Origin of the sequence: Streptomyces sp. NPDC002566, assembly GCF_042889585.1 — a bacterium.
GTDB lineage: Bacteria > Actinomycetota > Actinomycetes > Streptomycetales > Streptomycetaceae > Streptomyces.
Genome location: NZ_JBIARD010000001.1, coordinates 1,553,070 through 1,569,323 on the forward strand (window position 1 = coordinate 1,553,070; position 16,254 = coordinate 1,569,323).

Here is a 16,254-nt window from a genome sequence, read left to right on the forward strand (position 1 = left end):
GCACCCGCCTCCGATCCGGCCCCGCCCGCCTCCGATCCGGCCCCGCCCGTCCGCCCCGGCAGCCGCCCCCGCTCACCCGTCCCCGAGGCCGTGCCGTTCGCCGCCGCCCGTCTCCAGCAGCGCCATCAGCGCCCGCGCCGCGGGGCTGGTCGCCTCCGGGGGCGGCAGCAGGGCGACCGTCTCGTACACCACCTCGTCCGCGCCCTTCAGCGGCAGCGCGGTGAGCGCCGTCCGCTTGTGCCGGAAGTGGCGCGGTACGACGGCGATGCCGAGGTTCTCGTCCACCAGGTCCAGCAGACTGTGCACGTCGTTGACCTCCAGGGCGACCGTCCGGTGGACGTCGGCCGCGGCGAAGGCGGCGTCGGTGGCCCGGCGCGGCCCCCAGTCCGGGTGGAAGTCGACGAACACCTCCCCGGCGACGTCGGCCGGGCCCAGCGCCGCCGGGCCGCCGGCGAGCCGGTGGTCGGGATGGCACAGCACGTACATCGGCTCACCGGCCAGGGGGACGGAGCGCAGCTGGTCGCTGTCGGCCCGGGTGCGGTAGGCGAAGGCCAGGTCCAGCCGCCCGGCGGCTACCTCCTCGGCGAGCGCGCCCGATCCGGACTGCCGCAGCCGGATCTCCACGTCCGGGTGCCGCCGCCGGAACGCCGCCAGCAGCCCCGCCACGTGCACGCCCGCGATGCACTGCTCGGTGCCCACCGCGAGCGTGCCCCGCACCACGCCCTGCACGGCGGCCACCGCCTCGTGGGCCGCCCGCACCTGCGCCAGGATCCGCCGCGCCTCCGCCAGCAGCGCACGCCCCGCCTCCGTCAACGTCACCCGGCGGGTCGTACGCACGAACAGCGGCGCCCGCAGCTCCCGCTCCAGCGCCCGGATCGAGGCTGACAGGCCCGACTGGGACACCATGAGGCGTTCGGCGGCCCGGGTGAAATGCTGGTCCTCGGCGACCGCGACGAAATGCTGGAGGTGGCGCAGTTCCATGATTGAGAAGCGTATCCGCTGAATACCATCGGATTCTTCTGTTGGACCACTACCCGCAGGTCGCGACAGAGTGGACCGGGCGTTCACGAGAAGCACCGACCACCCGGACCCCGCCACGCCGACGCTCCCGTCGGCCCGCCCGGCGTCCGAGCCAACCCTTCCTGGAGTCGCGTTGTACACCGCACACCCCGACCGCTACGCGGACATGCCCTACCGGCGCACCGGACGCAGCGGCCTGATGCTCCCCGCACTGTCGCTCGGCCTGTGGCACAACTTCGGCCCGGACCGGTCCGCGGAGACCCAGCGGGCGATCCTGCGGCGCGCCTTCGACCTCGGCGTGACGCACTTCGACCTCGCCAACAACTACGGCCCGCCGCCCGGCGCCGCCGAGACCGCGCTCGGCGGCTTCCTGAAGTCCGACTTCGCGGCCTACCGCGACGAACTGGTGATCTCCACCAAGGCCGGGTACCTGATGTGGCCCGGCCCGTACGGCGAGTGGGGTTCGCGCAAGTACGTGCTGTCCTCGCTGGACCAGAGCCTGAAGCGGATGGGCCTGGACTACGTCGACGTCTTCTACTCGCACCGCCCCGACCCGGAGACTCCGCTGGAGGAGACGATGGGCGCGCTGCACTCGGCCGTCCAGCAGGGCAAGGCGCTCTACGTCGGCGTGTCCAACTACTCGGCGGAGCAGACCCGGGAGGCCGCCCGCATCCTCGGCGAGCTGGGCACCCCGCTCCTCATCCACCAGCCGCGCTACTCGATGCTGGACCGCCGGCCCGAGACCGGCGGCCTGCTGGACGCCCTGGACGAACTCCAGGTCGGCTCCATCGTCTTCTCGCCGCTGGAGCAGGGCGTGCTCACCGGCCGCTACCTCGACGGCATCCCGGAGGACTCGCGGGCCGCGAGCGACAGCCCGTTCCTGAACTCCGACAAGCTCACCGGCGAACTGGTCGGCAAGCTGCGCGCACTGGACGAGATCGCCAAGTCCCGTGGCCAGTCCCTCGCCCAGATGGCGCTGGCCTGGGTGCTGCGCGGCGGGCGTGTGACCTCCGCCCTGGTCGGCGCGAGCAGCGCCCGGCAGATCGAGGACAGCGTCGGCGCCCTGGACAACCTGGACTTCGAGGCCGGTGAACTGGCCCGGATCGACGCGGTGATCAGCGGCTGAACCGCCGAAGGCGTCACCGTGCGCCGACCTCACCGACGTCCCCCGACGGTCCCGCGGGTCCTGGCAAGCCCGCGGGTCCGTAAGAAGTCGACGAAGTTCCGCCCCACCACGGCCCGAGCCCCGGCCCCGCCCGGCTCCCGCACGCGCGTCCGCGCAGGCCGGCGGGCAACTCCCGCAGCGCGCCCCGGTACCGGCGACCTCCCCCGCCCCCGGTCGGCAAACGCTTTCGGCCATGAACGCCACGGAATATGCCAGGAGACTGGCCGGAATGTCGTGGTGACAGTGTTTTAGATGTGAACATACTCGAAGGTCAGGGGCAGTTCACCCCACAGGAGCCGCACGGAAAGCGAGGCCGCACCGGCAGGCGAGCGACGGGGGAGAAGGTCGTGCACGACGAATTCCTGTGCCATGTCACCGCATACGGGGTCTGCGCCGGCCGGCGCATCGGCGTCCCGCTCGGCACCTACCGGGCCCCGACCCTGGCCCTCGCCCTGTGGTGGCTGCGCGACCGGGCCTCCTGGATCGCCGAACGGCTCGACCCCAGTCCCGACGACGAGGCCTTCCCGCCGGGCGCCCTCGTCCCGGTCGCCGACACCGTCGCCGACGTGCCCCGTCTGCTGCGCGCCTGGTGCGCCGACCCGGGCCGACAGGAACTGGTCGCCGACGAGTTGGCGGGCGGCCGGCTGGTGCGGATCGCCGTGAGCGACGAGACCACCGAGTACGAACTGCTCGCCGAGTCGGTCGACGCCCTGCGCATGCAGCGCACCGTTCCGGCGCTGTTCGTCCCCGTCGGCTGACGACCGCCTCGTACTCCGAATGGGCGCACCTGGTGGCGAATCGATAGAATCCGGTCATGGTGGAGCGCCCGTTCGCCTCGACGGCTCCCGAACTCGTCCTGAACACCGAGACGGGTTCCACAGTGATGTTTCCCGGCCGCGACTACCACGTCGGCCGCGACCCGCTCAGCGACATCGTCCTCGACGACGCCCGTGTCTCCTGGCACCACGCGGTCCTGCGCCCCGAGGGCGACCACTGGACGGTACTGGACGCCGACAGCACCAACGGCACCTACGTAGACGGCCGGCGCGTCCGCGTCTCGGACATCGGCCCCGGCAGCGTCCTGCGCTTCGGCAGCCCCGACGACGGCCCGAGCGTCCTGCTCACCGACCACCCCGCCTCCGAGCCGCCCGGCCCGGCCGCGGTCTCCGAGCCCGCGCTCACCGGCACCTTCCGGCACCCCACCAGCGTCCGCCCGCTGCCCGCCCGCACCGTCCGCATCGGCCGCGCCCCCGACAACGACCTCGTCCTCGACGACCTGGTCGTCTCCCGCCGGCACGCCGAACTGCGCGCCCTGCCCGACGGGGGCTACGAGATAGCCGACCTCGAGAGCCACAACGGCACCTACCTCAACGGCCTGCCCGTCACCGCCGCCCCGATCGGCCCCGGCGACATCGTCGGCATCGGCCACTGGGCGTTCTGCCTGGTCGGGGACGAACTCCAGGAGTACGTCGACACCGGCGAGGTCTCCCTCGACGTCCAGGACCTCACCGTCGCCGTCGAACACGGCCGCAAGGTCCTCCTCGACGACGTGTCGTTCCCGGTGGGGGAGAAGTGCCTGCTCGCCGTCGTCGGCCCCAGCGGCGCCGGCAAGTCCACCCTCCTCAACGCCCTCACCGGCCAGCGCCCCGCCGACCACGGCACCGTCGTCTACGACGGCCGCGACCTCTACCGCGACTACGCCGAACTGCGCCAGCGCATCGGCCTCGTCCCCCAGGACGACATCCTGCACCTCCAGCTCACCGTGCGCAGCGCCCTCGCCTACGCCGCCGAACTGCGCTTCCCGCAGGACACCGCGAAGGCCGAGCGTCGGGAGCGGGTCGAGGAGGTCCTGCGCGAACTGGGCCTGGAACAGCGGGCCGACCAGCCCGTGCACAGCCTCTCCGGCGGCCAGCGCAAACGCGTCAGCGTGGCCCTCGAACTGCTCACCAAGCCGTCGCTGCTCTTCCTCGACGAGCCGACCTCGGGGCTCGACCCCGGCATGGACCGCTCGGTGATGCACATGCTCCGCGGTCTGGCCGACGACGGGCGCACCGTCATCGTCGTCACCCACAGCGTCCTCAGCCTCGACGTGTGCGACCGGCTCCTCGTCCTCGCGCCCGGCGGCAAGGTCGCCTACTACGGCCCGCCCGAGGACGCCCTCGCCTTCTTCGGCTTCACCCAGTGGCCCGAGGCGTTCGAGGCCTTCGAACGCGACCGGGAACGCGACTGGGCGGGGGAGTACCGCGACTCGGCGTTCCACCGGCACTACGTCGCCAACTCCAGCGCCCAGCCGCACCTGGACCGCGAAGGCCCCGTGATCATGCTGCCGCCGCCCCGGCCCCGCAGCCGGATCGCCCAGCTCGGCACGCTGGTCCGCCGCTACACGGCCGCGCTGCTCGCCGACCGCACCTTCCTGATCATCATGATCGCCCTGCCGTTCGTGATGGGCGCCATGGGCCGCGCCCTCGCCGGCGGCCGGCTCACCCGGGACACCGCCATGAACGCGCTGCTCATCCTGTGCGTCGGCGGCGTCCTCACCGGCGCGGCCAACGCCGTGCGCGAACTCGTCAAGGAACGCACGATCTACCGGCGTGAACGCGCGGTGGGCCTGTCCAGATCCATGTACCTGATGTCGAAGATCGTCGTCCTGGGCGCCGTCACGATCGTGCAGGCCGTCGTCCTGACGCTCGTCGCCCTGCTCGGCGTGGACCTCGGCGCACCCGGCGGCGAAGGCGTGCTGATGCCGCCGCTGATCGAGATCACCCTCGCCGTCGCCCTGCTGTCCTTCACGGCGATGATGCTCGGCCTCCTCGTCTCCGCGCTCGTGCGCAAGGAGGAGGTGACCATGCCGCTGCTGGTGCTGCTCGCCATCGTCCAGGTGGTGTTCTGCGGCGCGCTGTTGGAACTGGACGGCGTGCCCGGCCTGGAGCAGCTCGCGTGGCTGGTGCCATCGCGCTGGGCGTTCGCCGCCATGGCCGGCACCCTGGACCTCGCCCGCATCGTCCCCGGCCACCTGACCGGCGACCCGCTCTTCGCGCACTCGGCGGGCGTGTGGCTCCTCGACATCGGCATGCTCCTCGTCCTGTCGGCGGTCTTCGGGTTCGTCGTCTCCCGTCTGCTGCGCCGGCACGAGCCCGCCGTGATGCGGAAGTAGGCGATGCGATGGCGACCCCCGGCTTCCTGCCCACGCACGTCGTCCCCCCGCACGGGATGCCCGCCTGGGAGGCCCCCGACCCCGCCCGGCCGACCGTCCCCCTCGACGCGCTGCTGCCCGTACGGCTCACCGAGCGGCGCGGCGACTGGGGGCACGTGCTGTGCGCCAACGGCTGGTCGGCCTGGGTGGACGGCCGCCGTCTGATCGCCGTACCCCAGGACCCGCCCGGCACGGACGCCCCCCGCGGCGCCGTCGCCGACCCCCGCCCCCTGCTGGGCCGCGCCGAACAGGCCCTGGCGCGCTACCGGGCCGCCGTCGAGGAACTCGCCGGCGGCGGGCTCGACGGGGAGGCCTTCCGCCGCCGCACCAGCGGCCTGCGCATCGGGGTCGTCGTCGACGGCGAGTCCATGTGGCTGTACGACCCGGCCGAGGAGCGCTGGGCGTACGGCGACGGCACCGGGCTGAGCACCTACGCCGCCGACGAACCGCCCGCCCCGCCCGAGGACGCCGGACACGCCGCCACCGCCTCCGAGGACCTCGGGCACGCCCCCACCCGGGTCGTCACCCCCAAGGGCGAACCCCGATGAGCCGCCAGTCCAGCCTGTTCTCCGGCCGGCCGTCCGCGTTGGTCGGCCGGGAGGTGGCGAGCTACCGCATCGAGGCCGAGATCGGGCGCGGCGGCATGGCCGTCGTCTACCGCGCCCGCGACCTGCGCCTGGACCGCACGGTCGCCCTCAAACTGCTCGCGCCCGAACTGGCCCGCAACGACACCTTCCGCGGACGGTTCACCCACGAGTCCCGGGTGGCCGCGGCGATCGACCACCCGCACATCGTGCCCGTGTTCGAGGCCGGCGAGACCGACGGCGTCCTCTACATCGCCATGCGCTACGTCCCCGGCAGCGACCTGCGCCACCTCATCGACAGCCGGGGCCCGCTGCCGCTGCCGTCCGCCGTCCGCATCGCCGCCCAGGTCGCCTCCGCGCTCGACGCGGCCCACGAGCACGGGCTCGTCCACCGGGACGTCAAGCCCGGCAACATCCTCGTCGCGCGCGGCACCGACAGCGACCACCCCGAGCACGTCTACCTCACCGACTTCGGCCTGACGAAGAAGTCGCTGTCCCTCACCGGCTTCACCAGCGTGGGCCAGTTCGTCGGCACCCTCGACTACGTCGCCCCCGAGCAGATCTCCGGCCGCCCGGTCGACGGCCGCTGCGACGTCTACGGGCTCGCCTGCGTCGTCTACGAGACCCTCGCGGGCCGGCCGCCCTTCCGGCGCGACGACGACATGGCCCTGCTGTGGGCCCACCAGTACGATGAGCCGACCCCGCTGACCGAGCTCCGCCCCGACCTGCCCCCACCCGTCGACGAGGTGTTCGCCCGGGCCCTCGCCAAGACGGCCGAGGACCGCCACCCCACCTGCCTCACCTTCGTGGCCGCCCTGCGCACCGCCGGCGCCTCCCACTCCCCACCTCACCCCCCGACCCAGCCCCACCCCCATCCCCCGCCCCCACCACCCCCCTGGGCCACCCCGGTCATCGGGGCCCGCCATTGAGCGCGCCTCCAGCGCCGTCCAGACGTCAACGTGCCCGTCCAGGCGTCAACGTGCCCGCGTCGCCCCGTCCCGTCGGCGCGCCGCCCGGGCCAGCAGGCCGCCCAGGAATCCCGCGGCCACCCCGCACAGCAAGGCCGGCACCAGCGCCGTCCACAGCCGGGGCCGCAGGTACACGTCCCCCGACAACCCCTCGCCGCCCAGGTCGCTGATCCCGAACAGCGACAGGCCGTAATGCGCCGAGACCCGCCCCAGCAGGCAGATCGCCAGCACGGTCACCGTCAACGCGACGCCCATCCGCACGGCGTGCCGCCACAGCGGTGTCCGCTCCGGTGAACGGCCCGCCATCAGGGACGCCGCACCCACCAGCAGCACCGCGTCCACCACGACCAGCCACCACACCCGGCCGTCCCGCTCGGCGAGCGTGCTCAGACTCAGCGTCGCGGTGTCCGAACCGCGCAGCGCCTCGTCCAGCACCGGCGGCATCGGCAGCCCGAACGGCCCCTGCACCCGCCCTTCCCAGCTCGCGCCGAGCCCGATGGTGAACGCCGGCCACACCAGGTTGGGCAGCCCGAGCAGCACCACCGCGGCCGTGCGCGCCGGATGACCGCGACTCGCCGCGGCGACGAGGGCGGCCAGCACGCCCAGCGCCACACACGCGAGCAGCAGCGCCACCATCGCCGACGCCGCCGGCCGCACCGGCTCCCGCCAGCGCAGCAGACGGCCCGGCAGCGGCGCCCCGCGCGACGCCAGCAGGGCCAGCACCAGCACCCCGGCCAGCCACAGCAGCCCCACCACGAGCGTCAGCGGCACGTTCGCCGTGAAGCCGACGCGCGGGGCCACACCGAACACCTCGCCCAGGTCGGTCAGCGTGTCGTCGCCCAGCGAGACGGCGAAGGTCTGGCGGGCGGCGAGGGCCGCCGCCAGCAGACCGAGCAGGAACACCACGGCGATCCGTGCCGCCCAGCCCGCCAGCTCCGCCGCCCCGGCGACCGCGCGATGACGCAGCGGCCACAGAAACCCGGCGGCCGCCACCAGCGCCCCGGCGAGCGTCACCGACAGCGGCATCACCGTCAGCCCCGCCTGCGTGTCGGCGATGCCGCCCGCGTCCCCGGACAGCTCGACCGTGCCGCCGACGGCCGTCACGACGGTCGCCGCGACCACCCGGGGGAACGCCCCGTCGGGCAGATCCGCCGCCCCCGCCGCCCACAGCCCGAGCGCGGCCACGACGCCCATGACGACCAGCGCGGCCAGGGCCACGCCGAGCGCCTGCACCCAGCCGTGACGACGGGCGACTGCCTGGTGGGAGGGGGTGGGCCGGCTCACGCTGCCACGCTAAGCACCCCCACCGGCCCGCGCGCGCCCAGGAGAGCCGTCCGCGTCCCGCGGCGTCCCTCCGGGGACGCGTCCGCTTGCGGGCGGCGCACGACCGGAGCACACAATGGGGATGATGTGGATCAAAGAGGTGCACTTCGCCCGATAGCGCTGCCCTGGGCGACAGTGCCGCCGCAGACAGCGCGCGGGGCAGCCGCGCAGGTGGGGAGTGCTCGTGAGCGTCGAACCCCCGGACGGCCCGGCAGGGCCCCGCCCCACTGGCCCGCCGTCGGGCCCCCTGTCCGGCCCGTCCCAGCCCCCGCCCTCCCCGCCCGGGCCGCCCGGGGGCTTCGGGGGCGGCCCTCCCGGCGGCTCGTCCGCCGGCGGCCCCGGACCGCGCCGCCCCTGGTGGAGACACGCCTCCCGCACCGCACTGCTCGCCGCCGCCCTCGTCGTCGCGGTGGTCGTCGCCCTCGTCGTGACCCTGACCCGGGGCGGCGGCGGTGGCGGGGCCGCCCCCGCGAGCCAGGGCGAGGTGTTCCTCCAGCCGGCGGGGGCGACCGGCCCGGACCCCTTCACCGGGTCCACCGTCAACGACAGCTCCGCCCCGCCCACCCCGACCGCCTCCGCCACCCCGTCGGGCCCGGCCTCCCCGCCCGCCAACACCCTGCGGGGCGTCGACGGCGCGACCCCGGGCCTGTACGGCGGCACCCGTAAGGTCGCCGCCTGCGACGTGGAGAAACAGATCGCCGCGCTCAAGGCGGAGCCCGCCAAGAACAGCGCGTTCGCCTCCGTCGCCGGCGTCGGACCCGCCGCGGTCCCCGCCTACCTGCGCTCCCTCACCCCCGTACGGCTGCGCATGGACACCCGCGTCACCAACCACGGCTACCGCGACGGCCGAGCCACCCCCTACCAGGCCGTCCTGCAGAGCGGCACCGCCGTCCTCGTCGACGCGCGCGGCGTGCCCCGGGTGCGCTGCGCCTGCGGCAACCCGCTCACCCCGCCCGTCGCCCAGCGGACCACGCCCCGCATCACCGGCGAACCCTGGCCCGGCTACGACGCCTCGAAGGTCGTCGTGATCACACCGTCGGCGAAGGTCGTCGAGACGTTCGTGCTCTACGACGCCGCCGCCCACGCCTGGTTCACCCGGGACCGCGGCGACACCGGCGACAAGGACCGCCCCGCGAAGCCCCCGGCGACCACGCCCGAACCCTCCCCGAGCGCCCTCTCGCCGAGCGGCTCACCGTCCGAGGGCCCGGGCTCGCCGTCCACCGCCCCGTCCCCGCCCGGCCCCGGATCGGAATCGCCCGAGAAGCCCGAATCGCCGCCCTCCGAGCCACCGCCGTCGTCCGAAGCGACGCCCGAGCCCGAGAGTGAACCGGAGAGCGCACCGGAGACCGAGGAACCGTCGCCCGAGCCTCCCCCGCAGACCGAGGCGCCCAGCGACTCGGCGCCCTCCTCGGCCGGACACGGCGTGACTCCCCAGGTGCCCCCGGACTCCGCCACCGGTGGGCCCACCCTGTGAGCCGGTCGCTGTGAGCCACTCCATGCGGCCGCCGCACAAACGGGTGGACTGCGTCGCGCGGTACGGGGTACGAGCTCTCGTGCAGCAGCGTCCGGCCAGTCCGGCCTCCTAGAGAGAAACGCATGATCGAGCACCTGGACGGGGCAGTGATACCGACTGGTTTCGACGTACCCGTGGAACCCCTCCGGCGAGCGGCGCACTACACCGGCGAGCCCGGTTGCATCGCCGAGGCGCGCGAGTTCGCCGCGCACTTCGTCGACCAGCTCCGCACGGAGTGGTGCGCCGCCGTCGACGAGCGGCTCAACGGGGAACTGATGCTGGTCGTCAGCGAACTCGTCACCAACGCCGAACGCCACAGCAACGGTCCGTACATCCTGGAGCTGGAGGGCACGGACGCCGTCGTGTCGGTGGCCGTGTACGACAGCAGTGACGCGCTGCCCCTGCGCTACCCCAAGGACCCCCAGCGGATCGGCCGGCACGGCCTGGAGATCGTCCACGCGGTCGCGGCGGAGGTCACCGCCGAACGGGTGCCCGTCGGCAAGCGGGTACGCGCCCGGCTCACGCTCGCCGGGTGACCCCCGCCGCCGCTCCCGCGACCGCCTCGCCCGGGCGAGGTACGGACGCCGCCGCTCCCGCCTGACTCATGGCCGGCCCGGACGCCGTGGCACCCGCCTCGTCCACGGCCGGCCCTGACGCCGCCGCGACCGCCGCTTCGCTCAGGCGCAGCCCAGCTCGCCCAGCATGCCGCGGCGCAGCCGCGCGATGATCCGCTTGATCAGACGGGAGACGTGCATCTGGGAGCAGCCGAGCCGCTCGCCGATCTCCGCCTGGGTGGCCTCCTCCACGAACCGCATGTGCAGGATCTCCCGGTCCCGCTCGCTGAGCTCCGCCATCAGCGGGGCGAGCGACTGGAAGTCCTCCACGAGCCGCAGCCCGTCCTCCTCCACTCCGATGAAGTCGGCGAGGACCGCCTCGCCGTGCTCCGGGCCGTCGCCGGTGAGCGCCGCGTCGAGGGAGGAGGAGTTGTAGCCGTTGGAGGCGATCTGCGTCTCGACGACCTCCTTCTCCGGGAGGTTCATCAGCGTGGCCAGCTCGGCGACCGTCGGCTCCCGGTCCAGGCGGCCGGCGAGCTCGTCGCGCGCCTTGGCCAGCTCCACGCGCAGTTCCTGGAGCCGCCGCGGCACGTGCACCGCCCAGGTGGTGTCCCGGAAGAACCGCTTGATCTCGCCGACGATGTACGGCAGCGCGAACGACGTGAACTCCACCTCACGGGAGAGCTCGAACCGGTCGATGGCCTTGATCAGGCCGATCATGCCGGTCTGGACGACGTCCTCCATGTCGTCGCCCCGGCCCCGGAAGCGCCCGGCCGCGAAGCGCACCAGCGACATGTTCATCTCGATGAGGGTGTTGCGCGCGTACTGGCGCTCGGGCGTGCCCTCCTCCAGCTCCGCCAGCCGGCGGAAGAACTGGCGGGAGAGCTCCCGGGCGTCCTGGGGGGCCACACAGCGGGGGTCACCGACCTCCGGGAGCGGCGCACGGCGCGTGCCGGCCTGGGCGGTGTCCTCGACGACCTGTGCCTGCGACCCGATCACGGCGGTGTGCATTGCCTCTCCCACGGAAGTCCGGAAGTCACGGTTCGATGTGTGCTGTGCCCGGTCCGGGAGAGGGCCGGGACGCCGAGGGCCTGCTTGCGGAGCGGATACCCCGACTTCGCCGACCCATGCCCAACCGGTTCCGGAAACGGGCCGGAACACCGGCCGGGGCGGTGGCCCGCGCTCCGTTTCCCCTCTGGGCGGAACGCCGGGACCTGTCCCCGGCGAGAGACGATTCTAGGCTGTATGGGTGAACAATCAAGCGCCTAACACGGCCCGTGTGATTCCGCTGCGCCCCGCTGCCGAGCCGCTCTGGCGTGACCTCGTCGGCGAGGTCCTGCGCCGCGAGCGCCAGGCCCAGGGCCGCACGCTGAAGGACGTATCCGACGCGGCCCGCGTCTCCGTGCCGTATCTGTCGGAGGTGGAGCGCGGCCGCAAGGAGGCCTCCTCGGAGGTCCTCGCGGCCGCCGCCCACGCCCTGGGCCTCGGCCTCGGCGACCTCCTGGCCCGCGCGCAGCGCGAACTCGCGCCGCCGCCCGCGGCACCGGTCCGCCTCGGCAGCCACCGCTCCCGCCCCGCGGCCGCGCCGTCGAGGCGCTCGGCCCCGTCGGCGACGAGCGCCGCGCCGTACCGGGGGCTGGCCCTGGCCGCCTGACCCGTTCGGGGGGCGGCGCGCGGTGCGGCCGATGAGTTCCGGCGCGCGGACCGGTCGACACTGATGACCGCGCTCCGCGCCCGCCCCCTTCCAGGAGGACCCCATGACCACCGACGGATTCACCACGTGCCTCTGGTTCGACGGCCAGGCCGAGGAAGCGGCCCACCACTACGTGTCGATCTTCGAGAACTCCGGCGTCGGCCGCGTCACCCGCTACAGCGAGGCCGGTCCGGGCGTCCCCGGCACCGTGCTCACCGTCGAGTTCACCGCGAACGGTCAGAAGTTCGTCGCCCTCAACGGCGGCCCGGAGTTCACGTTCAACGAGGCGGTCTCCTTCCAGATCGACTGCGCCGACCAGGCGGAGATCGACCACTACTGGAGCAGGCTGCTGGAGGGCGGCGGCGAGCCCGGCCCCTGCGGCTGGCTCAAGGACAAGTACGGGTTGTCCTGGCAGGTCGTCCCCCGCCGGCTCCTGGAGATGATCGACGGCCCCGGCGAGAACGCCGCCCGCGCCATGAAGGCCATGTTCACCATGGGCAAGCTCGACATCGCAGCCCTGGAGAAGGCCTACGCCGGCGAATAGCCGAACCGCGGTTCGCCCCCGACGCGCCGCTCGTCCCCGCCGTCCGAAGGATTCCGGCCCGGCCGGGCCGTTCGGCGCGCGGGGCGGCAGGCGGGTGGATAGCGTGAGGGAACGGACGATCCACCTCTGCGGAAGGGGCGCCGCCATGGCCGTGCAACCCGAGGGAGCGCCCTGCTGGGCCGACGCGATGTTCAGCGACATCGAGGGAGCCAAGAGCTTCTACGGCGAGGTCCTCGGCTGGACCTTCGGCGAGTCGTCGTCGGAGTACGGCAACTACACGCAGGCCTACGCCGACGGCAAGGCGGTCGCCGCCGTCGTCCCGCCCATGCCCGGCCAGGAGGGCCAGTCGCAGTGGTGCCTCTACCTCGCCGCCGAGGACGCGACGGTCACCGCCGCGAAGATCCGTCAGAACGGCGGGGAGTTGCTGATGGAGCCGATGCGGGTCGGAGAGTTCGGCAGCATGTGCCTGGCCCGCGAGCCCAGCGGCGCCGTCTTCGGGGTGTGGCAGGCGGGCACCCACGAGGGCTTCGAGGCGATGGGCACGCCCGGCGCGTACGCCTGGAGCGAGGTCTTCACCCGCGAGCCGGAGAAGGCGGACGCGTTCTTCTCCGCCGTCTTCGGCTACCGGCAACAGCGCATGGAGGGCGAGGAGATGGACTTCCGCCTCTACGACCTCGGTGATCGCCCGCTGCTCGGCCGGATGCGGATGGGGGAGGAGTTCCCGCCCGAGGTCCCCTCCTACATCAACGTCTACTTCACCGTCCCCGACTGCGACGACGCCGTCGCCAGGGCGACCAAGCTCGGCGGCGTCCTGCGGTTCGGCCCCATGACCACCCCGTTCGGCCGGTTCGCCGCCCTCAGCGACCCGCAGGGCGCGAACCTGTCGGTGATCGACGTCACCACCACCGAGGGCGAGCCCCCGCGGACCACCGAGGTGTGATAGCCCTGGCCGTACGGTGTGCCCGTCCGGGCCGGGCGCGGGGCCGGGCCGGCACCGGACCATGGCATGATCGTGCGCATGCGTGAACGTGTGGTGGCCGCGTGCGACGGGGCTTCGAAGGGGAACCCGGGGCCGGCGGCGTGGGCCTGGGTGGTGTCCGACGACTCGGGGACCCCGGTCCGCTGGGAGGCCGGCCCGCTCGGCAGGGCCACCAACAACGTCGCCGAACTCACCGCCCTGGAGCGCCTGTTGGCGTCGACCGACCCGGGTGTGCCGCTCGAGGTCCGGATGGACTCGCAGTACGCCATGAAGGCCGTCACCACCTGGCTGCCCGGCTGGAAGCGCAACGGCTGGAAGACCTCCGCCGGCAAGCCCGTCGCCAATCAGGAACTCGTCGTCCGCATCGACGAACTGCTCGACGGCCGCTCGGTCGACTTCCGCTATGTGCCGGCCCACCAGGTCGACGGCGACCCGCTGAACGACTTCGCCGACCGGGCCGCCAGCCAGGCGGCGAGCGCCCAGCAGGCCGCGGGCAGCGACCTCGGCTCGCCCGAGCCGCCGCCCTCGCCCGACACCCCGGCAACCGGCGGCGGCGCACGCCGAAAGGGCGCCGGGGGCAAGTCCCCCCGGCGGCCCGGCGGTTCGTCCGCCCGCACCATCAAGGCCAAGTTCCCCGGCCGCTGCGTGTGCGGGCGTTCGTACGCGGCGGGGGAGCCGATCGCCAAGAACGATCAGGGCTGGGGCCACCCGGAGTGCCGTACCGCGTCGGCGGGTTGAGCACGCCGGGTGGGCGTCGCGGCACCGGTCAGGTCACCACGCCGCGCCAGCCGCCCGACTCGCGGCCGCGCTCCTCGATGTACTCCTTGAAGCGCGACAGGTCGCCCTTCGTCTGCCGCTTGACGAAGCCGAGCTTGTCGCCGATGGTCTCGGTCAGGCCCTCCGGCTCGAAGTCGAGCTGAAGCATCACCTTGGTGTGCTCGTCGTCGAGGCGGTGGAAGGTCACCACGCCGGCCTGCCGGGAGTCGCCGGCGACCGTCGTCCACGCGACTCGCTCGTCGGGGATCTGTTCGGTGATCTCGGCGTCGAACTCCCGGTGCACGCCGTTCACGTCCGTCACCCAGTGCGTGAGCGTGTCGGTGCGCTGCTCGATGCGCTCCACCCCGCTCATGAACTCGGGGAACGTCTCGAACTGCGTCCACTGGTTGTAGGCCGTGTGCACGGGCACGCTGACCTCGATGGATTCCTCGACCTTCGTCACAGTCGTCTCCTCCTTCGCTCGCTTGCGGGTACGTGTCGCCCGGGTACCCGTGCGCGGTGCGGCAAACCACGTGCCCGCGATCACTTGGCGTCGAAGGTCAGTCCGTGTCGAAGGTGTAGTGCCGGGTGTGGTCGAGGAGATCGGCGGGGGAGGTGTCGTTCCAGGGCTTCATGGTCTCGCGGAGGTCGACGACGTTCGGCGTCCCCGCGGCCGGGACGTACGACGACCCCGGGTGCCGGCGCTGCCACTGGGCCCACAGCTTGTCGATGTAGGCGTGGTGCAGCCAGAACACCGGGTCGTTGGGGGAGACTCCGGTCGCCATCTGCCCGCCGACCCACACATGGACGCGGTTGTGCAGGTTCACGCCCCGCCACCCCTCCAGATGGTTGCGGAAGCCGTCCGAGCCGCTGTTCCACGGGGCCATGTCGTACGTCGGCATCGCCAGCACCGAGTCCACCTCGGCGCGCGTGGGCAGCGCGCGTCCGCCGGCCCCCAGCGCACGCCGCAGATACGTCCGCTCGTCGACCCGCACCGAGATCGGCCAGTTGCCGGTGGACGCGGCGAACGGCCCGTCCATCACCCGGCCGTCGACACTGCGCCCCGTGCCGCCGAGGAAGTCCGGCGCCCACAGCGAGGCGCGGGCCGTGCGGTCCGCGGACCAGTCCCAGTAGGGCAGGGCGACCGAGGCGTCGACCGCCTGGAGCGCCCGCTCGAACTCCAGCAGGAATCTGCGGTGCCAGGGCAGGAACGACGGTGAACGGTGGCCGGTGCGCTCGCCGTTGTCGGTGTCGCCGACGATGAAGGCGTTGTGCGTGGTGACGAACGCGTCGTAGCGGCCGCTGCGCTTGAGTTCGAGGACGGCGGCGACGAAGCGGCGCTTCTCGTCGGCGGTGAGGGACGCCTGGTTCTTGCGGACGGTCATGTGCGAAGGCTCCAGAGGTGCGGGACGGACGGTCAGTTGGCGGGGAACGGCAGCAGCGGGGCGCCCCGCAGCTCGTCCACGGCGGCCCGCGCCGCGGCGCGCGGGGTGGCCACCGGGTCGTAGTGGCTGACGACGCTGATCCAGCTGCCGTCGGCGTTGCTCATCACATGCAGGGGGACCCCGTCGACGAGCACCTCGTAACCCGCGTCGTGGTGGCCGCCCCCGTGGTGGCCGCCGCCGTGGTGACCGCCCCCGGCCGTCGGACGGCCCTGTATCCGGCGGCCCTTGTAGACCTCGTCGAAGGCGGCGGGGGAGCCGGGGAGGGAGGCTGTGCCTGTGGTGTGCGCGTTGCCCGCCGTGGCGGGGGTGGCTGCGCGGGCCACGGTCTGGACGCCGGCGGTCGCGGCGAGGGCGGCCGCGGCGGTGAGCGCGCGGCGACGGCTGAGTTCGGGCATGCGGGACCTCCTGAGGTGCGTTGCGGTGGGGACTCCGCATGCCTATCCGCAGGTCCTGGAACCGGGGTAATCCCTCAAGATCGGTTGGCTGCGATCAGGACAAGTAATCACATGTCGTGCAA

At 73.4% G+C, this 16,254-nt stretch carries 17 protein-coding genes; 11 read left to right on the forward strand and 6 right to left on the reverse strand.

What is annotated here, in order from left to right; translation table 11 throughout:
* Positions 1-72: 72 nt before the first annotated feature.
* Positions 73-981, reverse strand: coding sequence for a LysR substrate-binding domain-containing protein (locus ACFYXA_RS06830; protein ID WP_352251798.1), 909 nt, complete (start codon positions 979-981; stop codon positions 73-75).
* A 172-nt stretch (positions 982-1,153) separates the two neighbouring features.
* Here ACFYXA_RS06830 and mgrA point away from each other — a divergent pair, with 172 nt between their 5' ends.
* The 5 genes from mgrA to ACFYXA_RS06855 all read left to right on the forward strand — a co-directional run bounded on the left by mgrA (position 1,154) and on the right by ACFYXA_RS06855 (position 6,891).
* The gene (gene mgrA, locus ACFYXA_RS06835; RefSeq protein ID WP_352251796.1) at positions 1,154-2,146 is read left to right on the forward strand and encodes an L-glyceraldehyde 3-phosphate reductase; all 993 of its coding nucleotides are present in this window, start codon (positions 1,154-1,156) and stop codon (positions 2,144-2,146) included.
* A 386-nt stretch (positions 2,147-2,532) separates the two neighbouring features.
* Positions 2,533-2,943: a hypothetical protein gene (locus tag ACFYXA_RS06840; protein ID WP_389028833.1), complete on the forward strand. Its 411-nt coding sequence runs from the start codon at positions 2,533-2,535 to the stop codon at positions 2,941-2,943.
* A 56-nt stretch (positions 2,944-2,999) separates the two neighbouring features.
* Complete coding sequence (locus ACFYXA_RS06845) at positions 3,000-5,339, forward strand: FHA domain-containing protein (RefSeq protein WP_389028836.1); 2,340 nt, start codon at positions 3,000-3,002, stop codon at positions 5,337-5,339.
* Between the two features lie 8 nt (positions 5,340-5,347).
* On the forward strand, positions 5,348-5,926 hold the full coding sequence (locus ACFYXA_RS06850) for a hypothetical protein (protein ID WP_389028839.1): 579 nt from the start codon (positions 5,348-5,350) through the stop codon (positions 5,924-5,926).
* On the forward strand, positions 5,923-6,891 hold the full coding sequence (locus ACFYXA_RS06855; protein WP_352251790.1) for a serine/threonine-protein kinase: 969 nt from the start codon (positions 5,923-5,925) through the stop codon (positions 6,889-6,891). The genes ACFYXA_RS06850 and ACFYXA_RS06855 overlap by 4 nt, the downstream gene beginning before the upstream one ends.
* A gap of 45 nt (positions 6,892-6,936) precedes the next feature.
* Here ACFYXA_RS06855 and ACFYXA_RS06860 read toward each other — a convergent pair whose 3' ends face one another.
* A complete protein-coding gene (locus tag ACFYXA_RS06860) occupies positions 6,937-8,214 on the reverse strand; it encodes a streptophobe family protein (RefSeq protein WP_389028843.1) in 1,278 nt (425 codons plus the stop codon).
* A 223-nt stretch (positions 8,215-8,437) separates the two neighbouring features.
* Between ACFYXA_RS06860 and ACFYXA_RS06865 the strand changes: the two genes are divergently transcribed.
* Entirely contained in the window at positions 8,438-9,727 is a 1,290-nt protein-coding gene (locus ACFYXA_RS06865) for a DUF6777 domain-containing protein (protein WP_389028846.1), read from the forward strand.
* A gap of 122 nt (positions 9,728-9,849) precedes the next feature.
* Positions 9,850-10,302: an ATP-binding protein gene (locus tag ACFYXA_RS06870; RefSeq protein WP_352251784.1), complete on the forward strand. Its 453-nt coding sequence runs from the start codon at positions 9,850-9,852 to the stop codon at positions 10,300-10,302.
* 141 nt (positions 10,303-10,443) lie between these two features.
* Here the strand turns inward: ACFYXA_RS06870 and ACFYXA_RS06875 are convergent, their stop codons facing one another.
* Entirely contained in the window at positions 10,444-11,331 is an 888-nt protein-coding gene (locus ACFYXA_RS06875) for an RNA polymerase sigma factor SigF (RefSeq protein WP_352251782.1), read from the reverse strand.
* A gap of 238 nt (positions 11,332-11,569) precedes the next feature.
* Here ACFYXA_RS06875 and ACFYXA_RS06880 point away from each other — a divergent pair, with 238 nt between their 5' ends.
* The 4 genes from ACFYXA_RS06880 to ACFYXA_RS06895 all read left to right on the forward strand — a co-directional run bounded on the left by ACFYXA_RS06880 (position 11,570) and on the right by ACFYXA_RS06895 (position 14,274).
* The gene (locus tag ACFYXA_RS06880) at positions 11,570-11,974 is read left to right on the forward strand and encodes a helix-turn-helix domain-containing protein (RefSeq protein ID WP_389028851.1); all 405 of its coding nucleotides are present in this window, start codon (positions 11,570-11,572) and stop codon (positions 11,972-11,974) included.
* Positions 11,975-12,077: 103 nt separating this feature from the next.
* On the forward strand, positions 12,078-12,557 hold the full coding sequence (locus ACFYXA_RS06885; protein WP_389028854.1) for a VOC family protein: 480 nt from the start codon (positions 12,078-12,080) through the stop codon (positions 12,555-12,557).
* Positions 12,558-12,702: 145 nt separating this feature from the next.
* Positions 12,703-13,497: a VOC family protein gene (locus tag ACFYXA_RS06890; protein ID WP_352251776.1), complete on the forward strand. Its 795-nt coding sequence runs from the start codon at positions 12,703-12,705 to the stop codon at positions 13,495-13,497.
* 66 nt (positions 13,498-13,563) lie between these two features.
* Positions 13,564-14,274, forward strand: coding sequence for a ribonuclease H (locus tag ACFYXA_RS06895; protein WP_389028858.1), 711 nt, complete (start codon positions 13,564-13,566; stop codon positions 14,272-14,274).
* A gap of 28 nt (positions 14,275-14,302) precedes the next feature.
* On the opposite strand, the gene ACFYXA_RS06900 is transcribed toward ACFYXA_RS06895, so the two are convergent.
* From ACFYXA_RS06900 to ACFYXA_RS06910, 3 genes are all read right to left on the reverse strand, one after another.
* Positions 14,303-14,755, reverse strand: coding sequence for an SRPBCC family protein (locus tag ACFYXA_RS06900; RefSeq protein ID WP_389028861.1), 453 nt, complete (start codon positions 14,753-14,755; stop codon positions 14,303-14,305).
* Positions 14,756-14,852: 97 nt separating this feature from the next.
* The gene (locus ACFYXA_RS06905; RefSeq protein ID WP_352251770.1) at positions 14,853-15,677 is read right to left on the reverse strand and encodes a tyrosinase family protein; all 825 of its coding nucleotides are present in this window, start codon (positions 15,675-15,677) and stop codon (positions 14,853-14,855) included.
* Positions 15,678-15,709: 32 nt separating this feature from the next.
* Positions 15,710-16,132 carry a tyrosinase cofactor gene (locus ACFYXA_RS06910; protein WP_352251768.1) on the reverse strand — a complete coding sequence of 141 codons (423 nt, stop codon included), beginning with the start codon at positions 16,130-16,132 and terminating at the stop codon, positions 15,710-15,712.
* Positions 16,133-16,254: the final 122 nt, after the last annotated feature.